22 protein-coding genes and 1 riboswitch are annotated in these 22,616 nt (G+C 71.8%); of the genes, 6 read left to right on the top strand and 16 right to left on the bottom strand.

The window, feature by feature from the left end:
* The first annotated feature begins 111 nt into the window (after positions 1-111).
* Positions 112-1,023 (top strand): AsnC family protein, encoded by a 912-nt coding sequence (locus FHX81_RS29740; protein WP_170232217.1) that lies wholly within the window; start codon positions 112-114, stop codon positions 1,021-1,023.
* A 7-nt stretch (positions 1,024-1,030) separates the two neighbouring features.
* On the opposite strand, the gene FHX81_RS29735 is transcribed toward FHX81_RS29740, so the two are convergent.
* Entirely contained in the window at positions 1,031-1,594 is a 564-nt protein-coding gene (locus tag FHX81_RS29735) for a TetR/AcrR family transcriptional regulator (RefSeq protein WP_141981461.1), read from the bottom strand.
* Positions 1,595-1,805: 211 nt separating this feature from the next.
* Here FHX81_RS29735 and FHX81_RS29730 point away from each other — a divergent pair, with 211 nt between their 5' ends.
* The gene (locus FHX81_RS29730; RefSeq protein WP_211363596.1) at positions 1,806-2,564 is read left to right on the top strand and encodes an SDR family NAD(P)-dependent oxidoreductase; all 759 of its coding nucleotides are present in this window, start codon (positions 1,806-1,808) and stop codon (positions 2,562-2,564) included.
* Between the two features lie 8 nt (positions 2,565-2,572).
* Here FHX81_RS29730 and FHX81_RS29725 read toward each other — a convergent pair whose 3' ends face one another.
* From FHX81_RS29725 to FHX81_RS29705, 5 genes are all read right to left on the bottom strand, one after another.
* A complete protein-coding gene (locus tag FHX81_RS29725) occupies positions 2,573-3,787 on the bottom strand; it encodes a multidrug effflux MFS transporter (RefSeq protein WP_141981459.1) in 1,215 nt (404 codons plus the stop codon).
* Positions 3,788-3,907: 120 nt separating this feature from the next.
* Positions 3,908-4,843 (bottom strand): RluA family pseudouridine synthase, encoded by a 936-nt coding sequence (locus FHX81_RS29720; RefSeq protein ID WP_141981457.1) that lies wholly within the window; start codon positions 4,841-4,843, stop codon positions 3,908-3,910.
* The gene (gene lspA, locus FHX81_RS29715) at positions 4,840-5,427 is read right to left on the bottom strand and encodes a signal peptidase II (protein WP_246108027.1); all 588 of its coding nucleotides are present in this window, start codon (positions 5,425-5,427) and stop codon (positions 4,840-4,842) included. Before lspA ends, FHX81_RS29720 begins: the two co-directional genes overlap by 4 nt.
* Before the next feature lie 23 nt (positions 5,428-5,450).
* Positions 5,451-6,785: an aminotransferase class V-fold PLP-dependent enzyme gene (locus FHX81_RS29710; protein ID WP_141981455.1), complete on the bottom strand. Its 1,335-nt coding sequence runs from the start codon at positions 6,783-6,785 to the stop codon at positions 5,451-5,453.
* Positions 6,786-6,819: 34 nt separating this feature from the next.
* A riboswitch (SAM riboswitch) is annotated at positions 6,820-6,933 on the bottom strand.
* Between the two features lie 62 nt (positions 6,934-6,995).
* Complete coding sequence (locus tag FHX81_RS29705; RefSeq protein ID WP_425473895.1) at positions 6,996-8,468, bottom strand: potassium/proton antiporter; 1,473 nt, start codon at positions 8,466-8,468, stop codon at positions 6,996-6,998.
* 202 nt (positions 8,469-8,670) lie between these two features.
* Between FHX81_RS29705 and FHX81_RS29700 the strand changes: the two genes are divergently transcribed.
* Complete coding sequence (locus FHX81_RS29700) at positions 8,671-9,618, top strand: M28 family metallopeptidase (RefSeq protein ID WP_246108025.1); 948 nt, start codon at positions 8,671-8,673, stop codon at positions 9,616-9,618.
* On the opposite strand, the gene FHX81_RS29695 is transcribed toward FHX81_RS29700, so the two are convergent.
* Both FHX81_RS29695 and FHX81_RS29690 read right to left on the bottom strand, forming a co-directional pair.
* Positions 9,615-9,896 (bottom strand): DUF167 domain-containing protein, encoded by a 282-nt coding sequence (locus FHX81_RS29695; RefSeq protein ID WP_141981450.1) that lies wholly within the window; start codon positions 9,894-9,896, stop codon positions 9,615-9,617. The two genes, FHX81_RS29700 and FHX81_RS29695, sit on opposite strands and share 4 nt — an antisense overlap.
* A complete protein-coding gene (locus FHX81_RS29690) occupies positions 9,889-10,437 on the bottom strand; it encodes a TetR/AcrR family transcriptional regulator (protein ID WP_141981448.1) in 549 nt (182 codons plus the stop codon). Before FHX81_RS29690 ends, FHX81_RS29695 begins: the two co-directional genes overlap by 8 nt.
* A 247-nt stretch (positions 10,438-10,684) precedes the next feature.
* Between FHX81_RS29690 and FHX81_RS40830 the strand changes: the two genes are divergently transcribed.
* The 3 genes from FHX81_RS40830 to FHX81_RS29675 all read left to right on the top strand — a co-directional run bounded on the left by FHX81_RS40830 (position 10,685) and on the right by FHX81_RS29675 (position 13,684).
* On the top strand, positions 10,685-11,245 hold the full coding sequence (locus FHX81_RS40830; protein ID WP_170232216.1) for an RNA polymerase sigma factor: 561 nt from the start codon (positions 10,685-10,687) through the stop codon (positions 11,243-11,245).
* 98 nt (positions 11,246-11,343) lie between these two features.
* A complete protein-coding gene (locus FHX81_RS29680) occupies positions 11,344-11,910 on the top strand; it encodes an RNA polymerase sigma factor (RefSeq protein ID WP_170232475.1) in 567 nt (188 codons plus the stop codon).
* Positions 11,911-12,079: 169 nt separating this feature from the next.
* Complete coding sequence (locus FHX81_RS29675; protein WP_141981442.1) at positions 12,080-13,684, top strand: SGNH/GDSL hydrolase family protein; 1,605 nt, start codon at positions 12,080-12,082, stop codon at positions 13,682-13,684.
* Between the two features lie 78 nt (positions 13,685-13,762).
* On the opposite strand, the gene ileS is transcribed toward FHX81_RS29675, so the two are convergent.
* The 8 genes from ileS to ftsZ form a co-directional block, all read right to left on the bottom strand.
* Positions 13,763-16,870 carry an isoleucine--tRNA ligase gene (ileS, locus tag FHX81_RS29670; protein ID WP_141981440.1) on the bottom strand — a complete coding sequence of 1,036 codons (3,108 nt, stop codon included), beginning with the start codon at positions 16,868-16,870 and terminating at the stop codon, positions 13,763-13,765.
* Positions 16,871-17,136: 266 nt separating this feature from the next.
* Positions 17,137-17,676 (bottom strand): hypothetical protein, encoded by a 540-nt coding sequence (locus tag FHX81_RS29660; protein WP_141981437.1) that lies wholly within the window; start codon positions 17,674-17,676, stop codon positions 17,137-17,139.
* A 28-nt stretch (positions 17,677-17,704) separates the two neighbouring features.
* A complete protein-coding gene (wag31, locus tag FHX81_RS29655) occupies positions 17,705-18,520 on the bottom strand; it encodes a DivIVA-like cell division protein Wag31 (protein WP_073899667.1) in 816 nt (271 codons plus the stop codon).
* Between the two features lie 45 nt (positions 18,521-18,565).
* A complete protein-coding gene (locus FHX81_RS29650; protein ID WP_033437765.1) occupies positions 18,566-18,850 on the bottom strand; it encodes a YggT family protein in 285 nt (94 codons plus the stop codon).
* A 20-nt stretch (positions 18,851-18,870) separates the two neighbouring features.
* A complete protein-coding gene (locus FHX81_RS29645; protein WP_141981435.1) occupies positions 18,871-19,488 on the bottom strand; it encodes a cell division protein SepF in 618 nt (205 codons plus the stop codon).
* Positions 19,489-19,558: 70 nt separating this feature from the next.
* Positions 19,559-20,257 carry a YggS family pyridoxal phosphate-dependent enzyme gene (locus FHX81_RS29640; RefSeq protein ID WP_141981433.1) on the bottom strand — a complete coding sequence of 233 codons (699 nt, stop codon included), beginning with the start codon at positions 20,255-20,257 and terminating at the stop codon, positions 19,559-19,561.
* Entirely contained in the window at positions 20,254-20,958 is a 705-nt protein-coding gene (gene pgeF / locus FHX81_RS29635) for a peptidoglycan editing factor PgeF (RefSeq protein ID WP_141981431.1), read from the bottom strand. Before pgeF ends, FHX81_RS29640 begins: the two co-directional genes overlap by 4 nt.
* Before the next feature lie 205 nt (positions 20,959-21,163).
* Positions 21,164-22,495 (bottom strand): cell division protein FtsZ, encoded by a 1,332-nt coding sequence (gene ftsZ, locus FHX81_RS29630; protein ID WP_141981430.1) that lies wholly within the window; start codon positions 22,493-22,495, stop codon positions 21,164-21,166.
* Between the last annotated feature and the right edge of the window lie 121 nt (positions 22,496-22,616).

Genomic DNA, 22,616 nt, shown 5'->3' with positions numbered 1-22,616 from the left:
GCAAGACGTCGGCGAGCCTATCCCGAAAACTCTCCGTGGTCGGGAGAAGGGGTCTGCGTGTCGCCCGGGGCGATGACGCGAAGATCGCCGCAGACGGGTAGCGTTCGAGGTGTGGTAGCGCCGGACCCCGTCGACGCCCGTCTCCTGGCCATGATCGCCGAGATGGGCCGTGCCGCCGTGCACGAGGTGGCCGCACGGCTCGGCATGGACCCGCGCGAGGCCGCCACCCGGCTGATCACGTTGTCCGGCAGCGGGTTGCCGCTGCTCGTCGGCGTGGAGTGCGACCCGAACGGCATCCGCAAGGCGCTGGCCAACAGCGTGGCGTGGGGCAACTACAACGGTCCCGGCGGCCAGGCCGTGCGCGGCACGCCGAGCGGGCCGTACCCGCCCTCGCCCGGCGCGGCGCACGGCACGCCGTCCGGCTCCTACCCCGGCTACCCCGTCCCGCAGGGCCCGCCCAGCACGCCGTTCCCGGCGCAGCCCGGCACCGGCCCGCAGCACGTGCCGTCCGGCCCGGTGCGCGTGCCCGAGCCGATCAGCACGTGGGGCGTGCCCGGCACGTCCGGGTGGGCCCGCGGCGACCAGGCGCCCGCGCCGCGCTCGCGCACGGGCAAGATCGGCAGCACGTTGGAGACCGAGGGCCTGGAGGGCGCCCGGTTCACCATCCAGCTGGTCGAGGTGGTCGACCCGGCGGACTTCCTGTTCACCGCGGCGGGCTACAAGCTCGCCGACGGCGAGCGCGCCGTGGTCGTGCACACCGAGCTGTCGAACATCGGCCAGGTGCCGTTCAACGCCCTGCCCGACATGTACCTCGTGCTGATGACCAACAAGGGCGAGACGGTGAGCAAGGCGCCGGTGTCGCTGTCGTCACGCCCGCCGCACAAGATCGGCGTGCAGCCGGGCGAGACGGCGGGCGGGCACACCGTCTACGTGCTGCCCGAGGACACGGTGATCTTCTCGGTGCGCTGGAGCTCGCGCCCGGAGACCGACCTCAACACCCTGGTCTGGACGATCGAGGACTGACGCCGGTTCAGTCCGCCAGGACGGCGGCCACCGCGTCGACCACGACTTGGCGGCGGCGCTCCCGCGGGATGCCGGCGGCCTGCCCGGCCATCTCCGGTGTGGTCGAGCCCCACAGCGCGGACAGGTGCACGACCAGCGCGAGCAGTTCCACTGGCGTGAACCGGGTCGTGACCAGCCCTTCGTCCTGCGCCTTCGCGATCGCCGCGATCTTGTCCCGGGTGCCCGCCACCACGACCTCGACCGCCGCGTAGCCCGCGCCCTCCAGCCGGTACCACTTCGCGAGCCGTTCCTTGACCGGGTCGTCGGTGAAGCGGTCGAACAGCCTGCCCGCGTACTCGGCCAGGTTCGCCGGGTCGATCGGCGCCTCGCGCAGCGTGTCCTGCGCCAGGTCGCTCATCACCGCGTCGAACAGGCCGTCCTTATTGGTGAAGTAGTGGTAGATCTGCGCCTTGTTGCTCTTCGCCGCCGCGGCGATCCGGTCGACCCGCGCGCCCGCGATCCCGTGTTCGGCGAACTCCGCGGCCGCCGCGTCCAGCAATCGCCTCCGGGTCGCCCCCGCGTCACCAGCCATGGTCGGCACGCTACCTGACTAACCGTCTAGTTGACAGCTTGAGGTCGGGGTGCTTCCCTGGCGACAGCAGCTAACCAACTAGTCAGTTAGGAATCGTCATGAGCAAGGTCTTCCTCGTCACCGGCAGCTCGCGCGGCCTCGGCCGGCAGATCGCCGAACGGGTGCCGGCCGCGGGCCACTCGCGGTCGCGACCGCCCGCCGGCCCGAGCAGGTGGCCGACCTGGTCGAGCGGTACGGCGACCGGGTGCGCGTGGTCGCGCTGGACGTCACCGATCCCCTGGCCGCGCGCGCCGCCGTCGACACCGCGGTCACCGCGTTCGGCCGGCTCGACGTGGTGGTCAACAACGCCGGGTACGCCAACTCGGGTTCCGTCGAGGACACCCCGGACGACGACTTCCGCGCGCAGGTCGAGGCCAACCTGTTCGGCGTCGTCAACGTCACCAAGGCCGCGCTGCCCGTGCTGCGGGCGCAGGGCTCGGGCCACGTCGTCCAGGTGTCGTCGGTCGGCGGGCGGGCGACCACGCCGGGGCTGTCGGCCTACCAGGCCGCCAAGTTCGCGGTCGGCGGCTTCTCGGAGGTGCTCGCGAAGGAGGTCGCGCCGCTGGGCATCAAGGTGACCGTGCTGGAACCGGGCGGCATGCGGACCGACTGGGCGGGCGCGTCCATGACCGTCCACCCGGTCTCACCGGGCTACGAGTCGACCGTCGGCGCGGTGAACGAGTTGCGGACCACGCTCATGGCGCGCGCGGCGAGCGACCCGGCGAAGGTCGCGGACGTCGTGCTGCGGGTCGCCGAGCTGGCCGAGCCGCCGGTCCGGCTGCTGCTGGGCAGCGACGCGGTCCGGTTCGCCGGGCAGGTGGACCGGGCGCGCGCCGAGTCGGACGCGCGGTGGCGCGAGTTGTCGGTGTCGACCGACTACGACGACCTCACCGAGGACGACCTCGACCCGCTGGCCACGCTGAAGGGCTGAGCGGTGGGTCAGGCCGGGGCCGGCGTCGGTTCACCGTCCCGGGTGATGCCGACGTCACCCCTGGTCAGGGTGGCGAACACGAGCACCGCCAGGAGCGTGGCACCCGCCATCACGGTCACCATCGGCAACACGCTCGCCGAGCCGCCCGCGCCCACCAGCGGCGCCATCAGGCCGCCCACCATGAACGTCGTCACGCCCAGCACGGCCGACGCGCTGCCCGCCGCCTCCGGGTGCCGCGCCATCGCCAGCGACCCGGCGTTCGGCATGAGCAGGCCCACGCTCATCGTCAGCACGAACAGCGGCGGCAGGAACGTCGCCAGCCCACCGCCGACCAGGCCGCCGACCAGCAACCCGACCCCGCCGACCGCCGCGCCCGCGAGCCCGACCTTGAGCAGCGGGCGCGGCATGATCCGCCCGGTCAGCCTGGTGTTGAGCAGGCCGGCCACCACGATCGCCACCGAGTTCGCGCCGAACACCAGGCTGAACTGCTGCGGGCTCAACCCGTACACGCCCTGGAGCACGAACGACGCGCCCGCGACGTAGCCGAACAGCGAACCGAGGGCCAGCGCGGAGGCCAGCGCGTAGCCGACGAACGTGCGGTCGGCCAGCAGCCCGCCGAACACCTTGATCGTGAGCAGCAGGTTCGCCGGCCGCCGCTTGGCCCGGGGCAGGGTCTCCGGCAGGCCGATCGCCAACGAGATCAGCAGGGCCGTGCCGATCAGGGCGAGCACCACGAACGTGCCGCGCCAACTGGTGAAGCGCAGCAACTGGCCGCCCAGCACCGGCGCGGCCACCGGCCCCAGGCTGTTGATCAACATCATCACCGACATGAACCGCGCCATCGCGAGACCCTCGAACCGGTCGCGCGCCACCGCCATCGCCACCACGAACCCGGCCGCCACGCCGAGGCCCTGGAGCAGCCGCAGGCCGGCCAGGGCGAACGCGCTGGGCGCGACCGCGCAGACCAGCGAGATCACGACGTAGCTGCCGATCCCGACCAGCAGCGGCCGCCGCCTGCCCCACGAGTCGGAGAGCGGACCGACCAGCAGCTGCCCGACCGACAGGCCGATGATGAACGTCGTCAGCGACAGCTGGATCTGCGACTCGGTCGCGCCGAAGTCGGCGGCGATCGACGGGAACGCGGGCAGGTAGGTGTCGATCGAGAGCGGCCCGAGCAGGCACAGCGTGCCCAGCAGCACCACCAGTCGGGACCTGTTGTCCATGCCGCACACTCCCCGCGCTCGTCTGGCAAAAGCTTCGCAAGCCAAACGATCCCGGGAAAAGCGATATGGCACACGTCACGCGTTCAGCGCAAGACTTTCGGCGAAATGGGGCGGAAAAGGTCAGTAACCCTCTGCCCGCAACAGTTCCAGCGCGTTCGCGAGGTCGTCGGGGTACTCGCTGGTGAACGACACCCACTGGCCGTCGGCCGGGTGGTGGAAGCCCAGCGTGCGGGCGTGCAGCCACTGCCGCGTCACGCCGAGGCGCTTGGCCAGCACCGGGTCGGCGCCGTAGGTCAGGTCGCCGACGCACGGGTGCCGCAGCGCGGAGAAGTGTACCCGGATCTGGTGCGTGCGGCCGGTTTCCAGGTGCACGTCCAGCAGCGACGCGGCGCGGAACGCCTCCACCACCTCGTAGTGGGTGATGCTGGGCTTGCCGTTGGCCATCACGGCGAACTTGTAGTCGTGCTTGGGGTGCCGGTCGATCGGCGCGTCGATGGTGCCCTTGATCGGGTCCGGGTGGCCCTGCACGAGGGCGTGGTAGAGCTTGTCGACCGTGCGCTCCTTGAACGCGTGCTTCAACGCCGAGTAGGCGCTCTCGCTCTTCGCGACGACCATCACGCCGGTCGTGCCGACGTCCAGCCGGTGCACGACGCCCTGCCGCTCGGCCGCACCGGACGTGGCGATCCGGATGCCGGCCGCGGCCAGGCCGCCGACCACGGTCGGGCCGGTCCAGCCGGGGCTGGGGTGCACGGCCACGCCGACCGGCTTGTCGACCACGATCACGTCGTCGTCCTCGTGCAGGACGATCAGGCCTTCCACGGGCACGGCCTGCACCTGCACCGGGCGCTCGGGCTCGGGGAGGGTGACCTCCAGCACGGACCCGGCGACCAGACGGTCCGACTTGCCCGCGGGCTGCCCGTCGAGCACGACGTCGCCCGCTTCGGTCAACGCGGCGACGACCGTGCGGGACAGGCCGAGGAGCTTGGCGAGGCCGGCGTCGACCCTCATCCCGTCCAGGCCGTCCGGGACGGGGAGGGTCCGGTAGTCGCCGCTCATGCCTTCTTCTCCGACTCCGGGCTCGGCTTCTTCTCCACGCGGGTGCCGTCGTAGTCGCGCTGGAGCAACGCCATCAGCACGATCACGCCGCCGCCCACGCAGATGGCGGAGTCGGCCAGGTTGAACACGGGGAAGAAGTTGCCCCACGGGTCGAGGACCGAGATGAAGTCGACCACGCCGCCGCGCAGCGGGCCGGGCGCGCGGAAGATCCGGTCGACCAGGTTGCCCGTCGCGCCGCCCAGGACCAGGCCGAGGCCGATGGCCCAGCCGACCGACCGCAGCCGGCGCGCGATCCACAGGATGAACACGACCACGCTCGACGCGATCAGGGCGAGGATCACCGTCCAGCCCTCGGCCAGGCCGAACGCGGCGCCGGTGTTGCGGATCAGCGGCAGGTAGAGCAGGCCGCCGAACAGCTCGACCGGCTCACGCCCCTCCAGCTTGTCCACCGCGATGATCTTGGTGACCAGGTCGAGCGCCAACACCAGCGGCGCGATCACGGCCAGCAGGAGGACCCGCCGCTTCGGCAGCGGTGCGTCCGGCTGGTCCGGCGTGTCCGGCTCGGTGCTGGGATCGGTGCTCACCGGGCCATTGTCCAGTATCGGCGTCAGCGCAGGAACGGCGGGAGCGCGCGCTGGTCGTCGAGCGGGGCCCAGCGACCGTCGCGGACCTCGTACTCCCACCGCGAGCCCTCCACGACGAGGCTGCGCAACGCGGCCACGAACCGGTCCACGTGCGCCTCGGTGGTGCCCAGCCCGATCGAGGCGCGCAGGGCCCGATCGCCGTGCGCGAGGCGGTGCACGGCGACGTGGGCGCAGAACGCGCCGTCGCGCACGCCGATGCCGTGCTCGGCGGACAGCGCGGCGGCCAGGTACCCGGCGTCCTGACCGCCGACGGTGAAGCTGACCACGCCCACGCGGTCGTGGTCCGAGCCGAACAACGTCAGCTCGTGCACCCCGGGAACGGTCTTCAGACCCTCACGCAGCCGTGCCAGCAGGGCGCGTTCGTGCGCGGTCGTCTGCTCCCAGTGCCTGCCCAGCACGTCGCACGCCACGGCCAGGGCGTGCACGCCCACCACGTTGGGCGTGCCGGCCTCGTGCCGCTCGGGCACCGCCGACCAGGCCACGCCGAGCCGGTCGCCGTGGTCGGTGACGCGGGCCGTGGCACCGCCGCCCACCAGGTACGGCTCGGCGGCCTGCAACCAGTCGGAGCGGCCGACCAGCACACCCGCGCCGAACGGCGCGTAGACCTTGTGCCCCGACAGCACGGTGTAGTCGACGTCCAGCGCGCGCACGTCCACCGGCCGGTGCGGCGCGAGCTGGGCGGCGTCCAGGGCGATCCGGGCGCCGTGCCGGCGGGCCAACCGGGCCAGCTCGGCCACGGGCCAGACCTCACCGGTCACGTTGGACGCGCCGGTCACCACGACCAGCCGGGGGCCGACGGGGGCCGCGCCCAGCGCCCGGTCCAGCTCCAGCACCGCCTGCGCGGGCGAGGACGGCGTCCGCAGCCGGCGCACGTTCGGCCCGCGCCACGGCAGCAGCGCCGCGTGGTGCTCGGTGTCGAACAGGAGCACGGCGGTGTGCCGGGGCAGGCTCCTGGCCAGCAGGTTCAGCGCGTCGGTGGTGTTGCGGGCGAACACCACGGCGTCCGTCCCGCGGGCGTTGAGGAACCGGCGCACGGCCGCGCGCGCCTGCTCGTAGACCCTGGTGCTGACCTGCGAGGCGAAGCCCGCGCCGCGGTGCACGCTGGCGTACCAGGGCAGCACCTCGTCCACCGCGTCGCGCACCTGCTCCAGGCACGGCGCGCTGGCCGCGTGGTCGAGGTTGGCGTACTCGACGCGCTCGCCGGTGACCAGCGGCACCCGCAGCGACGAGCCGACCACGCGGGGCAGCGCCTGCTCAGGGCGGGCAACGGTGGTGGTGGCGGGAACTGCGATCGTCATGACGCCCTCCGGGGTCCGGGACCCCACCCGAGGGAGCCCGCGCTTGCCGGACGCCCTGCGCGCCGGCCAGGTCCTCACCAGGGGCACCCCACCGCGGTAGGAGGGTTGCCGGCCAGCAAGCCCGGGCTTAGCGCTGGCACTCATGACCTTCGGGCCGACGTTAACCCGGACCGCGCGGCCCCGTCGAGGGGCGTTCACATCCTGGGAGCGTCACGGCAGGCCGACGTCGCCCTTCCAGCGGGCGAAGCGGCCCGCCCGGTCCACGGCCCGGATGCGCTGCTCCGTCGCCGTGCGCATGGCCTCGGTGCACACCACCAGCAGCTGGTCGTGCTCCTGCAGGCGGGTCGTCGGCTGCGGCGTGAAGCCGTTGTCGTCGCGCACCACCAGGCTGACCGAGGAGCCCGGCGGCAGCCGCAGCTCGGACAGGTACACGCCGTGCAGCTTGGAGCCGCGCTGGATGCGGACCTGGAGCAGCTCCGCGCCGAGCTGGTCCAGCGCGGACGAGTCGACCTGCACCTCGTGCGCCTCGCCGGACTTGACCAGCCGCAGCCACTTCGCCAGCCACGGCAGGGACGTGCCCTGCACCAGGGTCAGCACCACGACCAGCACGAACACCGCGTCCACGAGCCGCTGCGCGCCCGGCACGCCCTGGATCAGCGGGATCAGGGCGAACACGATCGGCACCGCGCCGCGCAGCCCCGACCACGAGACGAACACCTGCTCCCGCCACGGCACGCGGAACGGCAGCGCGGCGAACAGCACCGACAGCGGCCGGGCCAGCAGCACCAGCACCGCGCCCGCGACCAGCGCGGGCACCAGCGCGTCGAGCAGCCGGTCGGGTGAGGCGTACAGGCCGAGCAGCACGAACAGCCCGATCTGCGCGATCCAGCCCAGCCCCTCGGCGAACGACAGCGTGTCGGCCCGGTGCGGCAGGCGGGCGTTGCCGAGCACGAGGGCGGCGATGTAGACGGCGAGGAAGCCGGACGCGTGCGCGAGGTCGCCGACGGTGTAGGCGAGCAGGCACACCGCGACCGTGGCCAGCGGGTACAGGCCGGTGGAGGGCAGCGCGGCCCGGCGCAGCCCGAGCCCGCCGAGCCAGCCGAGCACGACCCCGACCACCCCGCCCGCGACCAGCTCGTAGACCATCAGCAGCGGCGCGGTCCACGTGATCGGGTCGGGTGCGGCCAGCAGCACGACGGCGATGTAGACCGGCGCGTCGTTGATGCCGGACTCCAGTTCGAGCGCGCCGATGAGCCGCTTGCCGACGCCGACGCCGCGCAGCACGCTGAACACCGCCGCCGCGTCGGTGGACGACAGCACCGCGCCCCACAGCAGGGCCGTGCGCCAGTCCATGTCCAGCAGGAAGTGCAGCGCGAACCCGGTCACCGCGATGCTCACGCCGACGGCCACCGTGGACAGCGTGATGCCGAGCCCCAGCGCGGGTTTCACCGCGCTCCACCGGGTGGTCAGACCACCTTCGGTGAGGATCAGCACGAGCGCGACCGTGCCCAGCGAGCGGGTCAGGTCGGCGTCCTCGAACTGGATGCCCACCACGGCTTCGCCGAGCAGCAGCCCGATGCCGAGGTAGAGCAGGAGGGACGGCAGACCGAGCCTGATCGACACCCTCACCGCGATGACCGAGAGCAGGAGTACGCCGGCGGCGATGCCCAGGTAGCCCGTCACACCGCCCACTCGACCTCCAGGCCGTCGTCCCGTGACATCACTCGACGGTGTCATTCTCCCCCGACGACACCGAAATGGACGAATCCGGCACCCCACGCAGCGTCACCAGCCGAACGTCGCTAGCGCGAACCATGCGAACCCGTGCATGTTGACGATCGGGTCCGCCGCCCCGGTCACCTCCACACCCTGCGGGAGACACACCGTGAAGCTGCGAACGATCTCCACCGCGCTGGTCGTCACCGGCGCGCTCCTCGGCTCCGGCCTCGGCTCGGCCACCGCCGCGCCGCCGTCCACCCTGGCCGGGCCCGACATCCCGGTCTCCGCCGTCCAGGCCGACCTGGGCCGGCTCCAGAGCATCGCCACCGCCAACGGCGGCAACCGGGCGCACGGCCGCCCGGGCTACCTCGCCTCGGTGAACTGGGTGAAGTCCAAGTTGGACGCCGCCGGGTTCACCACCAGGGTGCAGTCGTTCACCAGCAGCGGCGCCACCGGCTACAACCTGATCGCCGACTGGCCCGGCGGCGACCTGAACAACGTGGTCATGGCCGGCGGGCACCTCGACAGCGTGTCGGCCGGTCCGGGCATCAACGACAACGGCACCGGCTCGGCCGGCCTGCTGGAGGTCGCGCTGGCCGTGCGCTCCAGCGGGTTCCAGCCCACCAAGCACCTGCGCTTCGCGTGGTGGGGCGCGGAGGAGCTCGGCCTGGTCGGCTCCACGTACTACGTGAACTCGCTGTCCACAACGGACCGGTCGCGGATCGACGCGTACCTCAACTTCGACATGATCGGCTCGCCGAACCCCGGCTACTTCGTCTACAGCGCGTCCGGGCAGCCGTCGGGCTCGCTCGCGCTCCAGCAGACGTTGCAGGGCTACTTCGGCTCGATCGGCGTGCCGACCGAGCTGACCAGCGTGGGCGGCCGGTCCGACCACGCGGCGTTCGCGCGGGCGGGCATCCCGGTCGGCGGCACGTTCACCGGCGCGGAGGGCATCAAGACCTCCGCCCAGGCGCAGAAGTGGGGCGGCTCGGCGGGCGTGGCGTTCGACCGCTGCTACCACCGCTCGTGCGACACCTCGTCGAACGTGAACGCGACCGCGCTGGACCGCAACACCGACGCCATCGCGCACGCGGTGTGGACGCTGGCTGCCTAGCCGTCCAGCAGCCGCGCCAACACCTCGGCGGCACCGGCCGGGGCCGGGTCGACCTGCACGACCTTGTCCCGGCCGCGCTCGCCCGCGACCACCTCGACGTCCTGCCTGCGCACGCCGAACGCCTTGGCCAGCGCCCTGCGCACGGCCTCGTTCGCCTTGCCCTCCACGGCGGGCGCGGCGACCGCGACGACCAGCGCGCCGTCACCCCACCGACCGCCGACGGCCTCGCGCTTCGCGCCCGGCTTGACCCGGATGCCGAACCGGAACGGCTCAGCCACGGCACAGCACCGCGGTCAGCGTCTCCTCCACCAGCGCACGCCGGGCGGCGACCACGTCCGGTGCCGCCGACAGCAGTTGCGCCTGCCCCAGGTAGACCGAGTGGGCGAGCACGGCCCGCCGCCGGGCCACGTCGGCGGCGAACCCGAGTCCGGCGAACAGCTCCTCCAGGCAGGCGACGCGGCGCTCGGTGACGCGGCCGAGCACGGGCGCGACGGCCGGGTCGTCCTTGGCCGCGAGCATCGCCAGCTCGACCGCGCTGTGCCCGACGTCCTCCAGCACGGTGGCGAACAGCAGCCGCAGCTTCTCCAACGGCCCGGAGGCGGCTTCGACCAGCTCGGTCACCGCCTCGGTGTGCTCGCGCTCCCACCGTTCGAGAGTCGCCTTGAGCAGGGCTTCCCGGTTCGGGAAGTGCCAGTAGGCGCTGCCCTTGGTCGCCCCGATGCGCGCTGCGAGCGGCTCCACCGCGACCGCCGCCACGCCACCCTCGGCGAGCGCCCGCAGGGCCACCTCGGTCCAGTCGTCACGCGTCCGCCGTGCCACGCCTTCCGACGCTACCGTACGGTGCCGTACGGAGATGGCGGTCGAGAACGTCCACCCCTGTGCCGGAAGCGGTCCCGGTCGGGTTGCGGCACACTTCCGACCGGTCGACCGCACGCCTGACGCGGGCCGTCCGGTGGCCGCACGACGCCCGCGGCCCGCGCCGCCGGCCACCCGCCTGACCGGATTTCCTCCACAACCCCCGGTCTCGTCCGTCTACCCGGTACCGGGACCAGAGGGGGGAGGGTTCGTGACGGCGGACGATCCCGACGACCACGCGGCCACCTTCAGCGACTTCTACCACCGGGAGCGCACCCGGCTGTTCCGCTTCGCGGCGGTGATGTCGCCCCACCTGGACCACGAGTCCGCGGTGCAGGAGGCGTTCGTCGGCGCGTGGCGGCACTGGCCGGTGATCGCCCCCGGGTCCAGACGTGCTTGGCTGGTGAAGACGATCCGCAACCTGCTGGTGGACCAGGCCCGCCGGCGGGAGCGGCCGGGCGACCTGACCGACGAGGTGGTCGCCCGGCAGCGCGGCACGTACCGGATCCTGGTGCCCAAGCAGCGGGACGCCGAGACGTGGCACGAGCTGGTCAGCACGCTGGCCGCCGTCGCGAACCTGCCGGACCACCTGCGCACCGCGCTGGTGCTGCGGTTCTGGGACTTCGACGACGACGAGATCGCCGACGTGCTGGGCTGCCGGCGGGCGTCCGTGCGGCGGTACGTGTCGCAGGCACGGGCGCGGGTCAGCGTGCAGGTCGGCAACGAGGAGCGTCGGGTGCGCGGCTCCCAGCGCGGGAAGGAGACGTCATGACCGACGAGCTGGATCCCCGACTCGACCACCTGCGCGCCGAACTGGCCGAAGCCATCCCGGAGGACCCCGGCACCGACGACCTCGGCGTGGCCGCGATCATGGCCCAAGCGTCGCGGTACGAGCGCCAAGCCGCCCTCGTCGAGGCCGCGCGCGCCGGTTCCCGGCAGGCACTGGACTCCCTCGTCGCCGAACTGACCCCGCTGGTGTGGCACGTGGCCAGGGGCAACGGCCTGGACCAGGCCACGGCGGAGGACGTCGTGCAGACCGTGTGGCTGAGCCTGCTGCGGCACCTGGACCGACTGGCCGAGCCCCGGGCCGTGGCCGGCTGGCTGATCGTCGCCACCCGCCGCGAGGCCCATCGGGCGTGGCGCGACCTCAACGGCCGCCCGGCCCTGTCCACCGACTCGGCCGTCGACATGCCCGACGACCGTTGGCTCCCCGAGCCGGAAGCTCTGCGCGACGACCGCGACCGCCGGCTGTGGCGCGCTTTCAACTCCATGCCGCGCCGCTGCCAGGAACTCCTCCGCCTGACCGTTCTCGCGGGCCGGGCCGAATACCGTGCCGTGTCCGAGGCCCTGTCCATGCCGCGCGGGTCCATCGGCCCGACCCGGGGGCGTTGCCTGAACCAGTTGAAGGCCCGGCTCGAGCAGGACGACATCCGCTGACCGCTCGACCGCACTACTGCGTACCGGTCGAGGCCGCGCACGGCGCAGGCTGACCACACCGGCGACGCACTCGCGCCGGTCGGCGATCGTCCAGCGGGAAGGTGCGGCAGTGGGTCGGACGACAAGAGGGCGAGCGGTCCGGTCGGCACTCGTGGTGCTCGCGGGCCTGGTGGCAGCCGCGCCGGCGGCGTCAGCGCTGGACGAGGTGCCGCGGTTCAGCCTGTCGGCGAGCTCGGCGTGGCCCGGAGCCGTGATCACCATCGGTCAGGTCGACCCCTGTCCCGCCGACGACCGCGACGAGCAGTTCGTCCACCTGTCGTTCGTCGACGCCGACGGCGCGGTCTTCCCCATCGCCATCCACCCCGCCTATGCCGGTCCCTGGAGCGGGCCGGTCCGGTTCACCGTGCCACGACGCTTCATCAGCGGCCTCGATCCCGTCACGTACTCGCCGGGCCCCGCGATCGGCGCGGGGACGGTGAAGGCGCAGTGCGGTCGCCGCGGGCAGGTGACGCAGGAGTACGCCTCCGAGGTCTTCACCGTCGAGGGCCCCACGTTGAACCTGCGCGTGTCGCCGAAGGTCGTCGGCCTCGGCGACACCGTCCAGGTCGGCTCGGTCGACCCCTGCCCGCCGGGTCGCGACTTCGTGACCGGGGCCATCACGAACGGCGGCGGGGGCCAGGTCGGGTTCACCGCCGCGGTCGACCCGGTGACCGGGACCTGGACCGCGGACGTCGTGATCCCGCGCAGCGTGCCGGGACCGATGCCGGGCAGTCCCGGCGCGGAGTTCCCGCTCGGCAGGTACCAGGCCTTCGGGTCGTGCGGCGGGGGCGCACCCGAGAGCGGGGCGGCCTACGTGGGACAGCGGCTCGAGGTCAAGCGGGTGGCCACCACACCGGTCCCGTACGTCGCCCTTGGCGATTCCTACAGCTCGGGGGAAGGGACGTTCGACTACACCGACCCCTCGGGCAGCTGCCACCGGTCGACGCGGTCGTACCCGTACGCGCTCGCGGACGAGTACGAACTCCTCGGCACGCCCAACCTGGCCGCCTGCTCCGGCGCGGTCACCGACGACATCGGCGATCCCGGCGATCCCCACACCTCCGGCCAGTTCCGGCAGCTCTCGCTGGACACCCGGCTGGTGACGATCACCATCGGCGGCAACGACGCCCACTTCGCGCGGGTGATGGACCGGTGCGTCCAACGGCCCGGCCACGACGGCTACGGGTGCGCGCAGGACGAGGCGCTCCGCTCCCTGGTGGCGGGCCAACTCTCCGCTCTCGCGGGCACGACGGCGGGCACCGTCGAGGTGGGCGGGGTGCCGAGGCCCGTGCACGCGCTCGACGACCTCTACCGGGAGGTCTTCGACCGCTCGCCGGAGGCGAAGCTCGTCGTGGGTGGCTACCCCCGGCTCTTCGCCGACGACCCGGCCGGCTACGCCGAGGACGAGGCCGCCCCCGGCGGTCGGACGTGCGCGGTGGCCCCGCCGCTGGCGTACGTGAGCTACTCGGACGCCCAGTGGATCAACGAGCGGGCCGACGAGCTGAACCGGGTCATCGAAGACCGGGTGGACGCCCTGAGAGCCGAGGGCAAGGACATCGCGTTCGCCTTGCCGACGATGTTCCAGGGACACCGGGTGTGCGACGCCTGGCCCTGGATCAACTCGCTGCACCTCGACGGGGAGCTCCCGCCGAACCCCCTGCCGGAGAGCTTCCACCCCGACGCGACCGGCTACGAGATCGCCTACGCGCAGGCGTTCGAGGACGCCCTCTCGTGAGGCACGGGTGAGTTCCGCCCGTTGCGGTGAGGACGCGCTGGTCGACAGCACGCCCTCACCGCAACGGCCTCCGGTCGATCAGACCCGGGCGACCGCGACCCGGACCTTCCAGCCCTCGCCGACCACGCCGTCCGACCCCTCCGCCACCTCGCCGTAGGAGACCGACTCGGCCAACGTCTCCTCCTTCACGAACGCCTCGAACCGACGCACCGCGTCCTCCACCGCAGCCGGCGGTTGCAGCGTCAACGCGATCCGGTCCGACACGTCCAGCCCGGCGTCCTTCCGAGCCTGCTGCACCACGCGCACCAGGTCGCGCGCGACGCCCTCGGCCGCCAGCTCCTCCGTCACCGCGGTGTCCAGCACGACCAGCCCGCCGCTGTTCGGCAGCGCCGCCGTCGCACCCTGGTCGGTGGCGACCAGCCGCTGCTCGTACTCCTCCGGGAACAGCTCGATCCCGGCGGCGACGACGCGGCCGTCGACCTCCTGCCAGTCACCGGCCTTCACGGCCTTGATGACCTTCTGCACCTCGGGCCCGAGGCGCGGGCCGGCGGCGCGCGCGTTGACCGCCAGCTGGAAGTGGCCGTGCGCGTCCACGTCCGTGGTCAGCTCGACCTCCTTGACGTTCACCTCGTCCCGCAGTACCTCGGTGAACGCCTCCAACTGGGCCACGTCCGCCGCCGCGATGACCATCCTCGCCAGCGGCAACCGCACCCGCAGCTTGTTCGACTTCCGCAGCGACAACGCGGTCGACGCCACCTGCCGCACCTGGTCCATCGCGGCCACCAGGGCGTCGTCGGCGGGCAGGTCGGCGGCCGTCGGGTAGTCGGCCAGGTGCACCGACCGGCCACCGGTCAGCCCGCGCCACACCGACTCGGTGGTCAGCGGCAGCAACGGCGCGGCCACCCGGCACACGACCTCGAGCACGGTGTGCAGCGTGTCGATGGCGTCCTTCTCGCCGGACCAGAACCGGTCGCGCGAGCGCCGCACGTACCAGTTGGTCAGCACCTCCAGGAACTCCCGGATGGACGCGCACGCGCCGGAGACGTCGTACGCGTCGAGCTGCGCCGTCACGCCGACCACCAGGTCGTGCGCCTTCGCCAGCACGTACCGGTCCAGCACGTGCTCCGAGTCGGTCCGCCAGGTGCCCTCGACACCCTCCGCGTTGGCGTACAGGGCGAGGAAGTACCAGGAGTTCCACAGCGGCAGCACGGCCTGCCGCACCGCGTCGCGGATGCCGCGCTCGGTCACCACCAGGTCGCCGCCGCGCAGGATCGGCGACGCCATGAGGAACCACCTCATCGCGTCGGACCCGTCGCGGTTGAACACCTCGTTGACGTCCGGGTAGTTCTTGCGCGACTTGGACATCTTCTGCCCGTCGTCGCCCAGCACGATCCCGTGCGCCACGCAGTTGCGGAACGCGGGCCGGTCGAACAGCGCCGTCGCCAGCACGTGCATGGTGTAGAACCAGCCGCGCGTCTGGTTGTTGTACTCGACGATGAAGTCGCCCGGGTAGTGGTCCTCGAACCACTCGCGGTTCTCGAACGGGTAGTGCACCTGCGCGAACGACATCGAGCCGGACTCGAACCAGCAGTCCAGCACCTCCGGCACCCGCCGCATGGTCGACTGCCCGGTCGGGTCGTCCGGGTTCGGCCGGGTCAGCTCGTCGATCGTGGGCCGGTGCAGGTCGGCCGGGCGCACGCCGAAGTCGCGCTCCAGCTCGTCCAGCGAACCGTAGACGTCCACCCGCGGGTACTCGGGGTCGTCCGACACCCACACCGGGATCGGCGAGCCCCAGAACCGGTTGCGGGAGATGTTCCAGTCGCGGGCGTTCTCCAGCCACTTGCCGAACTGGCCGTCCTTGACGTGCTCTGGCACCCAGTTGATCTGCTGGTTCAGCTCGACCATGCGGTCCTTGAACCGCGACACCGCGACGAACCACGACGACACCGCCCGCTGGATCAGCGGGTTGTCGCACCGCCAGCAGTGCGGGTACGGGTGGTCGTAGGTCTCGTGGCGCAGCAGCAGGCCCGCTTCCTTCAGGTCGCGGATGATCGTCTTGTTCGCCTCGAACACCTGCAGGCCCTCGTACGGCGGCACCTCGGCGGTGAACCGGCCGTGCGCGTCGACCGGCACGACGACCTCGATGCCCGCCGCGTCGGTGACGACCTTGTCCTCTTCACCGAACGCGGGCGCGATGTGCACCATGCCGGTGCCGTCCTCGGTGGTGACGTAGTCCGCGACCAGCACCTGGTGCGCGTTCTCCCGGCCGACGAAGAAGTCGAACGGCGGCGCGTACTTGCGCCCGACCAGGTCGGCGCCCTTGCAGCGGGCCACCACCGGCGGCTCCTCGCCCAGCTCGCGGGCGTACGCGGCGACGCGAGCCTCGGCGAGCAGGTAGCGCTCACCGTGGGCCTCGACCGTCACGTAGTCGACGTCCGGGTGCACGGCGGCGGCCAGGTTGGACGGCAGCGTCCACGGCGTGGTCGTCCAGATCAGGGCCAGCTCGCCGGTCTCCAGCCGCAGGCCGACGGTCACCGCCGGGTCCTGCCGGTCCCGGTAGGTGTCGTCCATCTTCGTCTCGGTGTTGGACAGCGGCGTCTCGCAGCGCCAGCAGTACCAGAGCACCCGGAAGCCCTCGTAGACCAGGCCCTTGTCCCACAGGGTCTTGAAAGCCCACATGACGCTTTCCATGAAGTCCAGGTCAAGCGTCTTGTAGTCGTTGTCGAAGTCCACCCAGCGCGCCTGCCGGGTCACGTAGTCGCGCCACTGGCCGGTGTAGCGCAGCACCGACGTGCGGCAGGCCTCGTTGAACTTCTCGATGCCGAACGCCTCGATCTCGCTCTTGGACGAGAACCCGAGCTGCTTCTCCGCCTCCACCTCGGCGGGCAGGCCGTGGGTGTCCCAGCCGAAGCGGCGCTCGACGTGCTTGCCGCGCATGGTCTGGTAGCGCGGGATGAGGTCCTTGACGTAGCCGGTGAGCAGGTGGCCGTAGTGCGGCAGGCCGTTGGCGAACGGCGGGCCGTCGTAGAAGACGAACTCGTTGGCCCCGTTGTCCCCGGCGGGCCGTGCGTCGATCGACGCCTGGAACGTCCCGTCGGACTTCCAGAAGTCGAGCACGCCCTCTTCGAGGGCGGGGAAGGACGGCTGGGAGGGAACGGAACCCTCGCCTGCCTTCGGGTAGGCCATCGTGCTGCTCCTCGCGTGCGTCGACCGGCTCACGGGGACGACACGCCGGGCACGGCGCACCGCGGTACCACCCCGCTTGCCAGGGCGCGAAGGCACTGGCCTCTCTTCGACGGCTGTGACGGGCCGCACCCGTCCGGTTCTACTGGGGCACACGTGCCCGTTCTTCCGGAGGCTCCCCGGTGATGGCCGGATCAACGCCGTGCTACCACCCAGGGTAGCCGAACGACGCAAACCACTTCACGCGGTCGTCCTCCTGCCCGACCGGGCTAGGCGGGCTCGGCCGGCTGCCCGGGCTCCGCTCGCCCTGCCCGCTCGCGCGCCGCGAGGCTCGCGTCGGGCCGGCACACCGCGCACGGCGTGAAGCCGAGCCGGCGCGCCTCGCCGATCGGCAAGCCCAGCGACGGCCGCGCGGCGAGCCAGGAGCACTCCGCCAGGTGGTAGCGCGGACGTTCGTCGAGCACCCGTACCTCGTCCGTGAGCTCGCTCACGACCAAGGCGTCGGCCGCGTCCACGTCCTCCTCGGCAGGCTCGAGAAGTGCCTGATCAGGTGGACTTTTCGCGGTTTCGCCCCCGGCACCCTCCGACACCGCCGGGTGATCACCACCGCTAACCTGGTGATCGACAACTGCGGCGCCGGCAGCCCGGGGGCCCGACCGGCGGCGAAGCCACCAGTCGAGCACCAGGACCGCGGCAGCGGCCCCGCTCGCACCCACCGACAACCACGCCCAGTGCGTCTGGGCGCTGGTCAGCGCGGGCACGAGCAACCCCAGGGCTGCCAGCACCAACAGCAGGACTATGTAGAGCACGTGCAGCAGACTAGATCAGCAACGCCGATCAGCCGGCCTCGGCGCGCGCCCCGAACGAGTACCCACCCTGCTGACGGCCGTCGGACGGCGCGGCGGGGCCGCGGTCCTGCAGGTCGCGCAGTGACGACTCGAGCATCGTCTTGAGCCTGGTCCGGTACTCGCGCTCGAAGGTCTGCAGCTTGTCGATCTGCTTCTCGAGCGTGTTCTTCTCCTGGGTGATGTTGCCCATCACCTCGGCGTGCTTGCGCTGCGCGTCGCGGTCGAGCGCGCTGGCCTTCTCGCGGGCCTGCCGCTCCAGCGTCTCGGCGCGAGTCCGCGCGTCGTTGAGCATGGTCTCGGCACGCGTGCGCGCCTCGTTGACCATCGTGTCGGCCTTGGCTCGCGCCTCGGACAACAGCTGCTCGGACTTGGTCCGGGCCTCCGACAGCATCCCGTCGGCCTCGGCCTTGGCCTCACCGGTGAGCCGGTCGGCCATCTCCTGGGCCAGGCCCAGGACCTTGGCGGCCTGGACGTGGTGGTCGCCACCACCGCCGGGCGAGGTCTGCTCCAGCGCCGAAGGGGGCGGCACCGGTGCGAGCCTGCGGGGCTCGTCCACGACGCGGCTCGGGCCGACGCCTGCGGCAACCTTCGCCCGGGCGTCTTCGAGGTCGGCACGCGCGGTCTCGACCTGCTGGTCGAGCTGCTCGACCTGCTGGCGCAGGTCGTTGTTCTCCTCGATCAGGCGGGCCAGTTCGCCCTCAACCAGGTCGAGGAACGCGTCCACCTCGTCCTCGTTGTAGCCCCGCTTGCCAATCGGCGGCTTGCTGAACGCGACGTTGTGCACGTCCGCGGGGGTCAACGGCATCAGATCACCTCACGCACTCCTGGGCTGTGGACATCCCTGGTCCCCTCACCTGGGATCGGCTACTCGCATCAGAATGATAACGACCAGCAACAGCACAATAATGGACAAGTCCAGACCGATGCCGCCGATCCGCACGGTCGGGATGATCCGACGCAGCAAGCGGACCGGAGGATCGGTCACGGTGTAGACGGTCTCGAGCGCCACCGCGACCCCGCCCGCAGGCCGCCATCCCCTGGCGAAACTACGGACGAGCTCCACGACGACACGCGCCGTGAGCAGCAACCAGAACGAGAACAACACGTAGTAGACCACGAGCCAGAGGGCATCCACATGCTCAACTGTGCCACCACTCAGCCCTGGTTGAGGAACCCGCCCTCCGCGAGTCGCCTGCGGTCCTCCGCTGTGACGTCGATGTTGGGAGGTGAGAGAAGGAACACCTTGTTGGTGACCTTGTCGATCGAGCCGCGCAGCGCGAACGCCAGACCGGCCGCGAAGTCCACCAGCCGCTTGGCGTCCGCGTCGTCCATGTCGGTGAGGTTCATGATCACCGGCGTGCCGTCGCGGTAGTGCTCGCCGATCGTCCGCGCCTCGTTGTAGCTGCGCGGATGCAGCGTGGTGATGCGGCCGAGCGGGGTGCTCGCGGGTTCCGGGGCGGGCCGCAGCCTGCTCGCGGGCTCGCGCTGCGGCTCCACGGCCAGCGCGCCGTGGGTGTCCGGGGTCCACGGCCGGCGCGGGCGGGCGCCGCGCTCCGGCTCGTAGCCGTCCGCGTCGTCCAGCTCGGCGCGGTAGCCGTTGAACGAGCGCCGTCGGGCCGTGCGCTGCTCCGGGTACGGCTCGTAGTCGTCCGGGTCGGCGTACTCGGACCGGTAGTCCGCGTAGCGCCGGTCGTCCTCGTAGGCGGCCGGGTCGTCGGCGTACTCGGCGGGAACCATCCCGAAGTAGGCCTTCAGCTTGTGAAACCCGCTCATGGCTTGAGCCCTTCCTCCGCCGAGATCCCTACCCGAAGGACGTCGCGGCCGTCCCAGAGGTTCCGGACAGTTACGGCGAGGCTAGTCTCCGGCTGCCCAGCAACGCTGTTCCGACACGCACGCACGTGGATCCGTGCGCTATCGCATCCTCCAGGTCACCGCTCATCCCCGCCGAGATCACGGTGGCATCGGGATGATCGACCCGCAAGCGGGTTACCGCTTCATATAGAGCAGCAAACGCCTGCTGTGGAGACATCCCAAGGGGTGCGACGGTCATCACACCCCGCAAAATAAGTTCACTCGAACGTGCTACGTGATCGGCGAGTCGCGGAAGGTCACCGATCGGGTGACCGCCGCGGGTCTCGTCGCCGTCGATGCTGACCTGGACGAGCACCTCGGTGGGTTCGGTCGCGGCCTTCGCGATGGCGTCGGCGAGCCGGGCGGAGTCGACCGTGTCGATCCGGTCGGCCCAGCGCAGGACGGACCTGGCCTTGTTGCGCTGGAGCGAGCCGACCATGTGCCACCTGGCCGCGGCGTCCGGGCGCAGTTCGGCGAACTCGGCGGTCTTGCGGCTCGCCTCCTGGTCGCGGTTCTCGGCGAACGCGGTGAGGCCGAGGTCGCTGAGGATCGCGACGTCCTCCGCCGGGAACGTCTTGGTGACGGCCAGCAGCTCGACCTCGTCGGGCGACCGGCCGACGGCCGCGCAGGCCGCGGCGATGCGGTCCTCGACCTCGGCCAGCGACAGGGCAAGCTCTTCGCGCCGGTTCACGACTCCATCCAGATGACGCCCGCGAGCCGTCCCGTTCCCGGGTCCCGGCGGTGGCTGAACAGGGACTTCTCCTCGACCGTGCAGCGGGGGTCGACGCCGATCCGGCCGACGCCCGCGTCCGCGAGCTGCTGCCAGATGCCGGCGCGCAGGTCGAGGGCGGGCTTGCCGGAGCGGGTCTTGGCCGCGCTGCCGGGCAGGTGCTGCTCCACGTCGTCGCGCATGGCGGCGGGGACCTCGTAGCACTGGCCGCAGACGGCCGGCCCGAGCAGCACCTCGATGTCCTCCTTGTGCGCGCCCAGCTCGACCATGCGCTCCAGGGTGGCCGGGACGACGCCGACCCGTGCGCCGACGCGGCCGGCGTGGACGGCGGCGATCACGCCCGCCTCCGGGTCGCCCAGGAGCACCGGCACGCAGTCGGCCGTGAGGACGACGAGCGCGAGGCGTTCCTGCCTGGTCACCACGGCGTCCGTGGCCTCCAGCGGCTCGGTCACCGGCCCGTCCACGACGCCGACCGTGCGGCCGTGGACCTGTTCCATCCAGACCAGCCGGTCGGGTTCGAGCCCGATGCCCTCGGCCAGCCGCTTCCGGTTGGCCTCGACGGCCGCCGGGTCGTCACCGACGTGGTCGCCGAGGTTGAAGGAGTCGTACGGGGCTTTCGACACGCCGCCTTCGCGGGTGGTCACGACACGACGGATGCGCACCCCCCAAGCTTCCCAGACCCGCGTGTCGAACCTTCAGGCCCCGCGTGTCGAACGCTCGCGTCCCGCGTGTCGAACGCTCAGGACCCGAGTGTCGAACGCTCAGGACCCCCGAGTTCCACGTTCGCGTCGGCGGGTGCCGTCCTGAACGTAGAACTCGGGGGTCCTGGAGGTTCGACTCGCGGGACGCGAGCGTTCGACTCTCGGGTCAGCGGCGCATGAAGGGGGGGACGTCGACCTCGTCGTCGGGGTCGTCGGTCACCGGCACGGCCCGGTTCGGCAGCGAGCCGCTCCCCGGCACACCCGGCGTCAACGACCGCGGCATGGTCGGCTGCGGCGTGGCGTAGGGCGACTGGCCGTTGCCCTGGCCGGCCTGCGGCTGCTGCGGCACGGTCGGCCTCGGCGGCACGACCGGCTGCTCCGCCTGCGGCACGGGCTGCGGCTGCACCTGCGGCACCTGCTGCACCGGCGGGGGTTGCTGGACCTGCTGCACGGGCGGCTGCTGGCTCACCTGCCCCGCCGTGGCCGTCGCGACCGGCGTGCCCCGCTGCGGGCTGGACAGGGCTTGCGGCTCCAGCTTCTTGTGCGTCGGCCCGCCGCTGTCAAAACCCGCCGCGATCACCGTCACCCGGACCTCGTCGCCGAGCGAGTCGTCGATGACCGTACCGAAGATGATGTTCGCGTCCGGGTGCGCCGCCTCCTGCACCAGCGAGGCCGACTCGTTGATCTCGAACAACCCGAGGTCGCTGCCACCGGCGATCGAGAGCAGCACGCCGTGCGCACCCTCCATCGAGGCTTCCAGCAACGGCGAGTTGATGGCCTTCTGCGCGGCCTGGACCGCCCTGCCCTCGCCGCGCGCCGAGCCGATGCCCATCAACGCGCTGCCCGCGCCGGACATGACCGACTTGACGTCGGCGAAGTCGAGGTTGATCAGACCGGGGGTGGTGATCAGGTCGGTGATGCCCTGGACACCGGACAGCAGCACCTCGTCCGCGGAGCGGAACGCGTCCATCAGCGAGACGCCGATGTCGCCGAGCTGCAGCAGCCGGTCGTTCGGGATCACGATGAGGGTGTCGCACTCGTTGCGCAGCGCCTGGATGCCCTCTTCGGCCTGCTTGGCGCGGCGCTTGCCCTCGAACGAGAACGGTCGCGTGACCACACCGATGGTCAGCGCGCCGAGCTTGCGGGCGATCGAGGCGACAACGGGCGCGCCACCGGTGCCCGTGCCGCCGCCCTCGCCGGCGGTCACGAACACCATGTCCGCGCCCTTGAGGACTTCCTCGATCTCCTCGCGGTGGTCTTCGGCGGCCTTGTGGCCGACTTCGGGATTGGCGCCTGCACCGAGGCCGCGGGTGAGTTCGCGGCCGATGTCGAGCTTCACGTCGGCGTCCGACATGAGCAGCGCCTGGGCGTCGGTGTTCACCGCGATGAACTCGACGCCCTTGAGCCCGACCTCGATCATGCGGTTGACGGCGTTGACACCGCCACCGCCGATGCCGACGACCTTTATCACCGCGAGGTAGTTGTGCGGGGGCGTCATCGGTCCGCCTTCCTGATCGTGTCCGTGCTCATGTGCTGGAGTGGATGACCACCGGTGTCACAGCCCGGACGGATCTCCACCCGGATTGAAACTCTCAACCAGAGGTTCAGAGTTATGTCAA

It is taken from the genome of Saccharothrix saharensis, assembly GCF_006716745.1.
GTDB classification, from domain to species: Bacteria; Actinomycetota; Actinomycetes; order Mycobacteriales; family Pseudonocardiaceae; genus Actinosynnema; species Actinosynnema saharense.
This window is presented reverse-complemented; position numbering and strand designations above follow the sequence as displayed.

Excerpts from the sequence above, each read along its gene's own strand:
- FHX81_RS29735 (WP_141981461.1), bottom strand. The coding sequence starts at position 1,594 with ATGGCTGGTGACGCGGGGGCGACCCGGAGGCGATTGCTGGACGCGGCG.
- wag31 (WP_073899667.1), bottom strand. The coding sequence starts at position 18,520 with ATGCCGTTGACCCCCGCGGACGTGCACAACGTCGCGTTCAGCAAGCCG.
- ileS (WP_141981440.1), bottom strand. The coding sequence starts at position 16,870 with ATGGCCTACCCGAAGGCAGGCGAGGGTTCCGTTCCCTCCCAGCCGTCC.
- FHX81_RS29725 (WP_141981459.1), bottom strand. The coding sequence starts at position 3,787 with ATGGACAACAGGTCCCGACTGGTGGTGCTGCTGGGCACGCTGTGCCTG.
- FHX81_RS29645 (WP_141981435.1), bottom strand. The coding sequence starts at position 19,488 with ATGAGCGGGTTTCACAAGCTGAAGGCCTACTTCGGGATGGTTCCCGCC.
- FHX81_RS29710 (WP_141981455.1), bottom strand. The coding sequence starts at position 6,785 with ATGACGATCGCAGTTCCCGCCACCACCACCGTTGCCCGCCCTGAGCAG.
- FHX81_RS29720 (WP_141981457.1), bottom strand. The coding sequence starts at position 4,843 with ATGAGCGGCGACTACCGGACCCTCCCCGTCCCGGACGGCCTGGACGGG.
- ftsZ (WP_141981430.1), bottom strand. The coding sequence starts at position 22,495 with ATGACGCCCCCGCACAACTACCTCGCGGTGATAAAGGTCGTCGGCATC.
- FHX81_RS29680 (WP_170232475.1), top strand. The coding sequence starts at position 11,344 with ATGGCCCAAGCGTCGCGGTACGAGCGCCAAGCCGCCCTCGTCGAGGCC.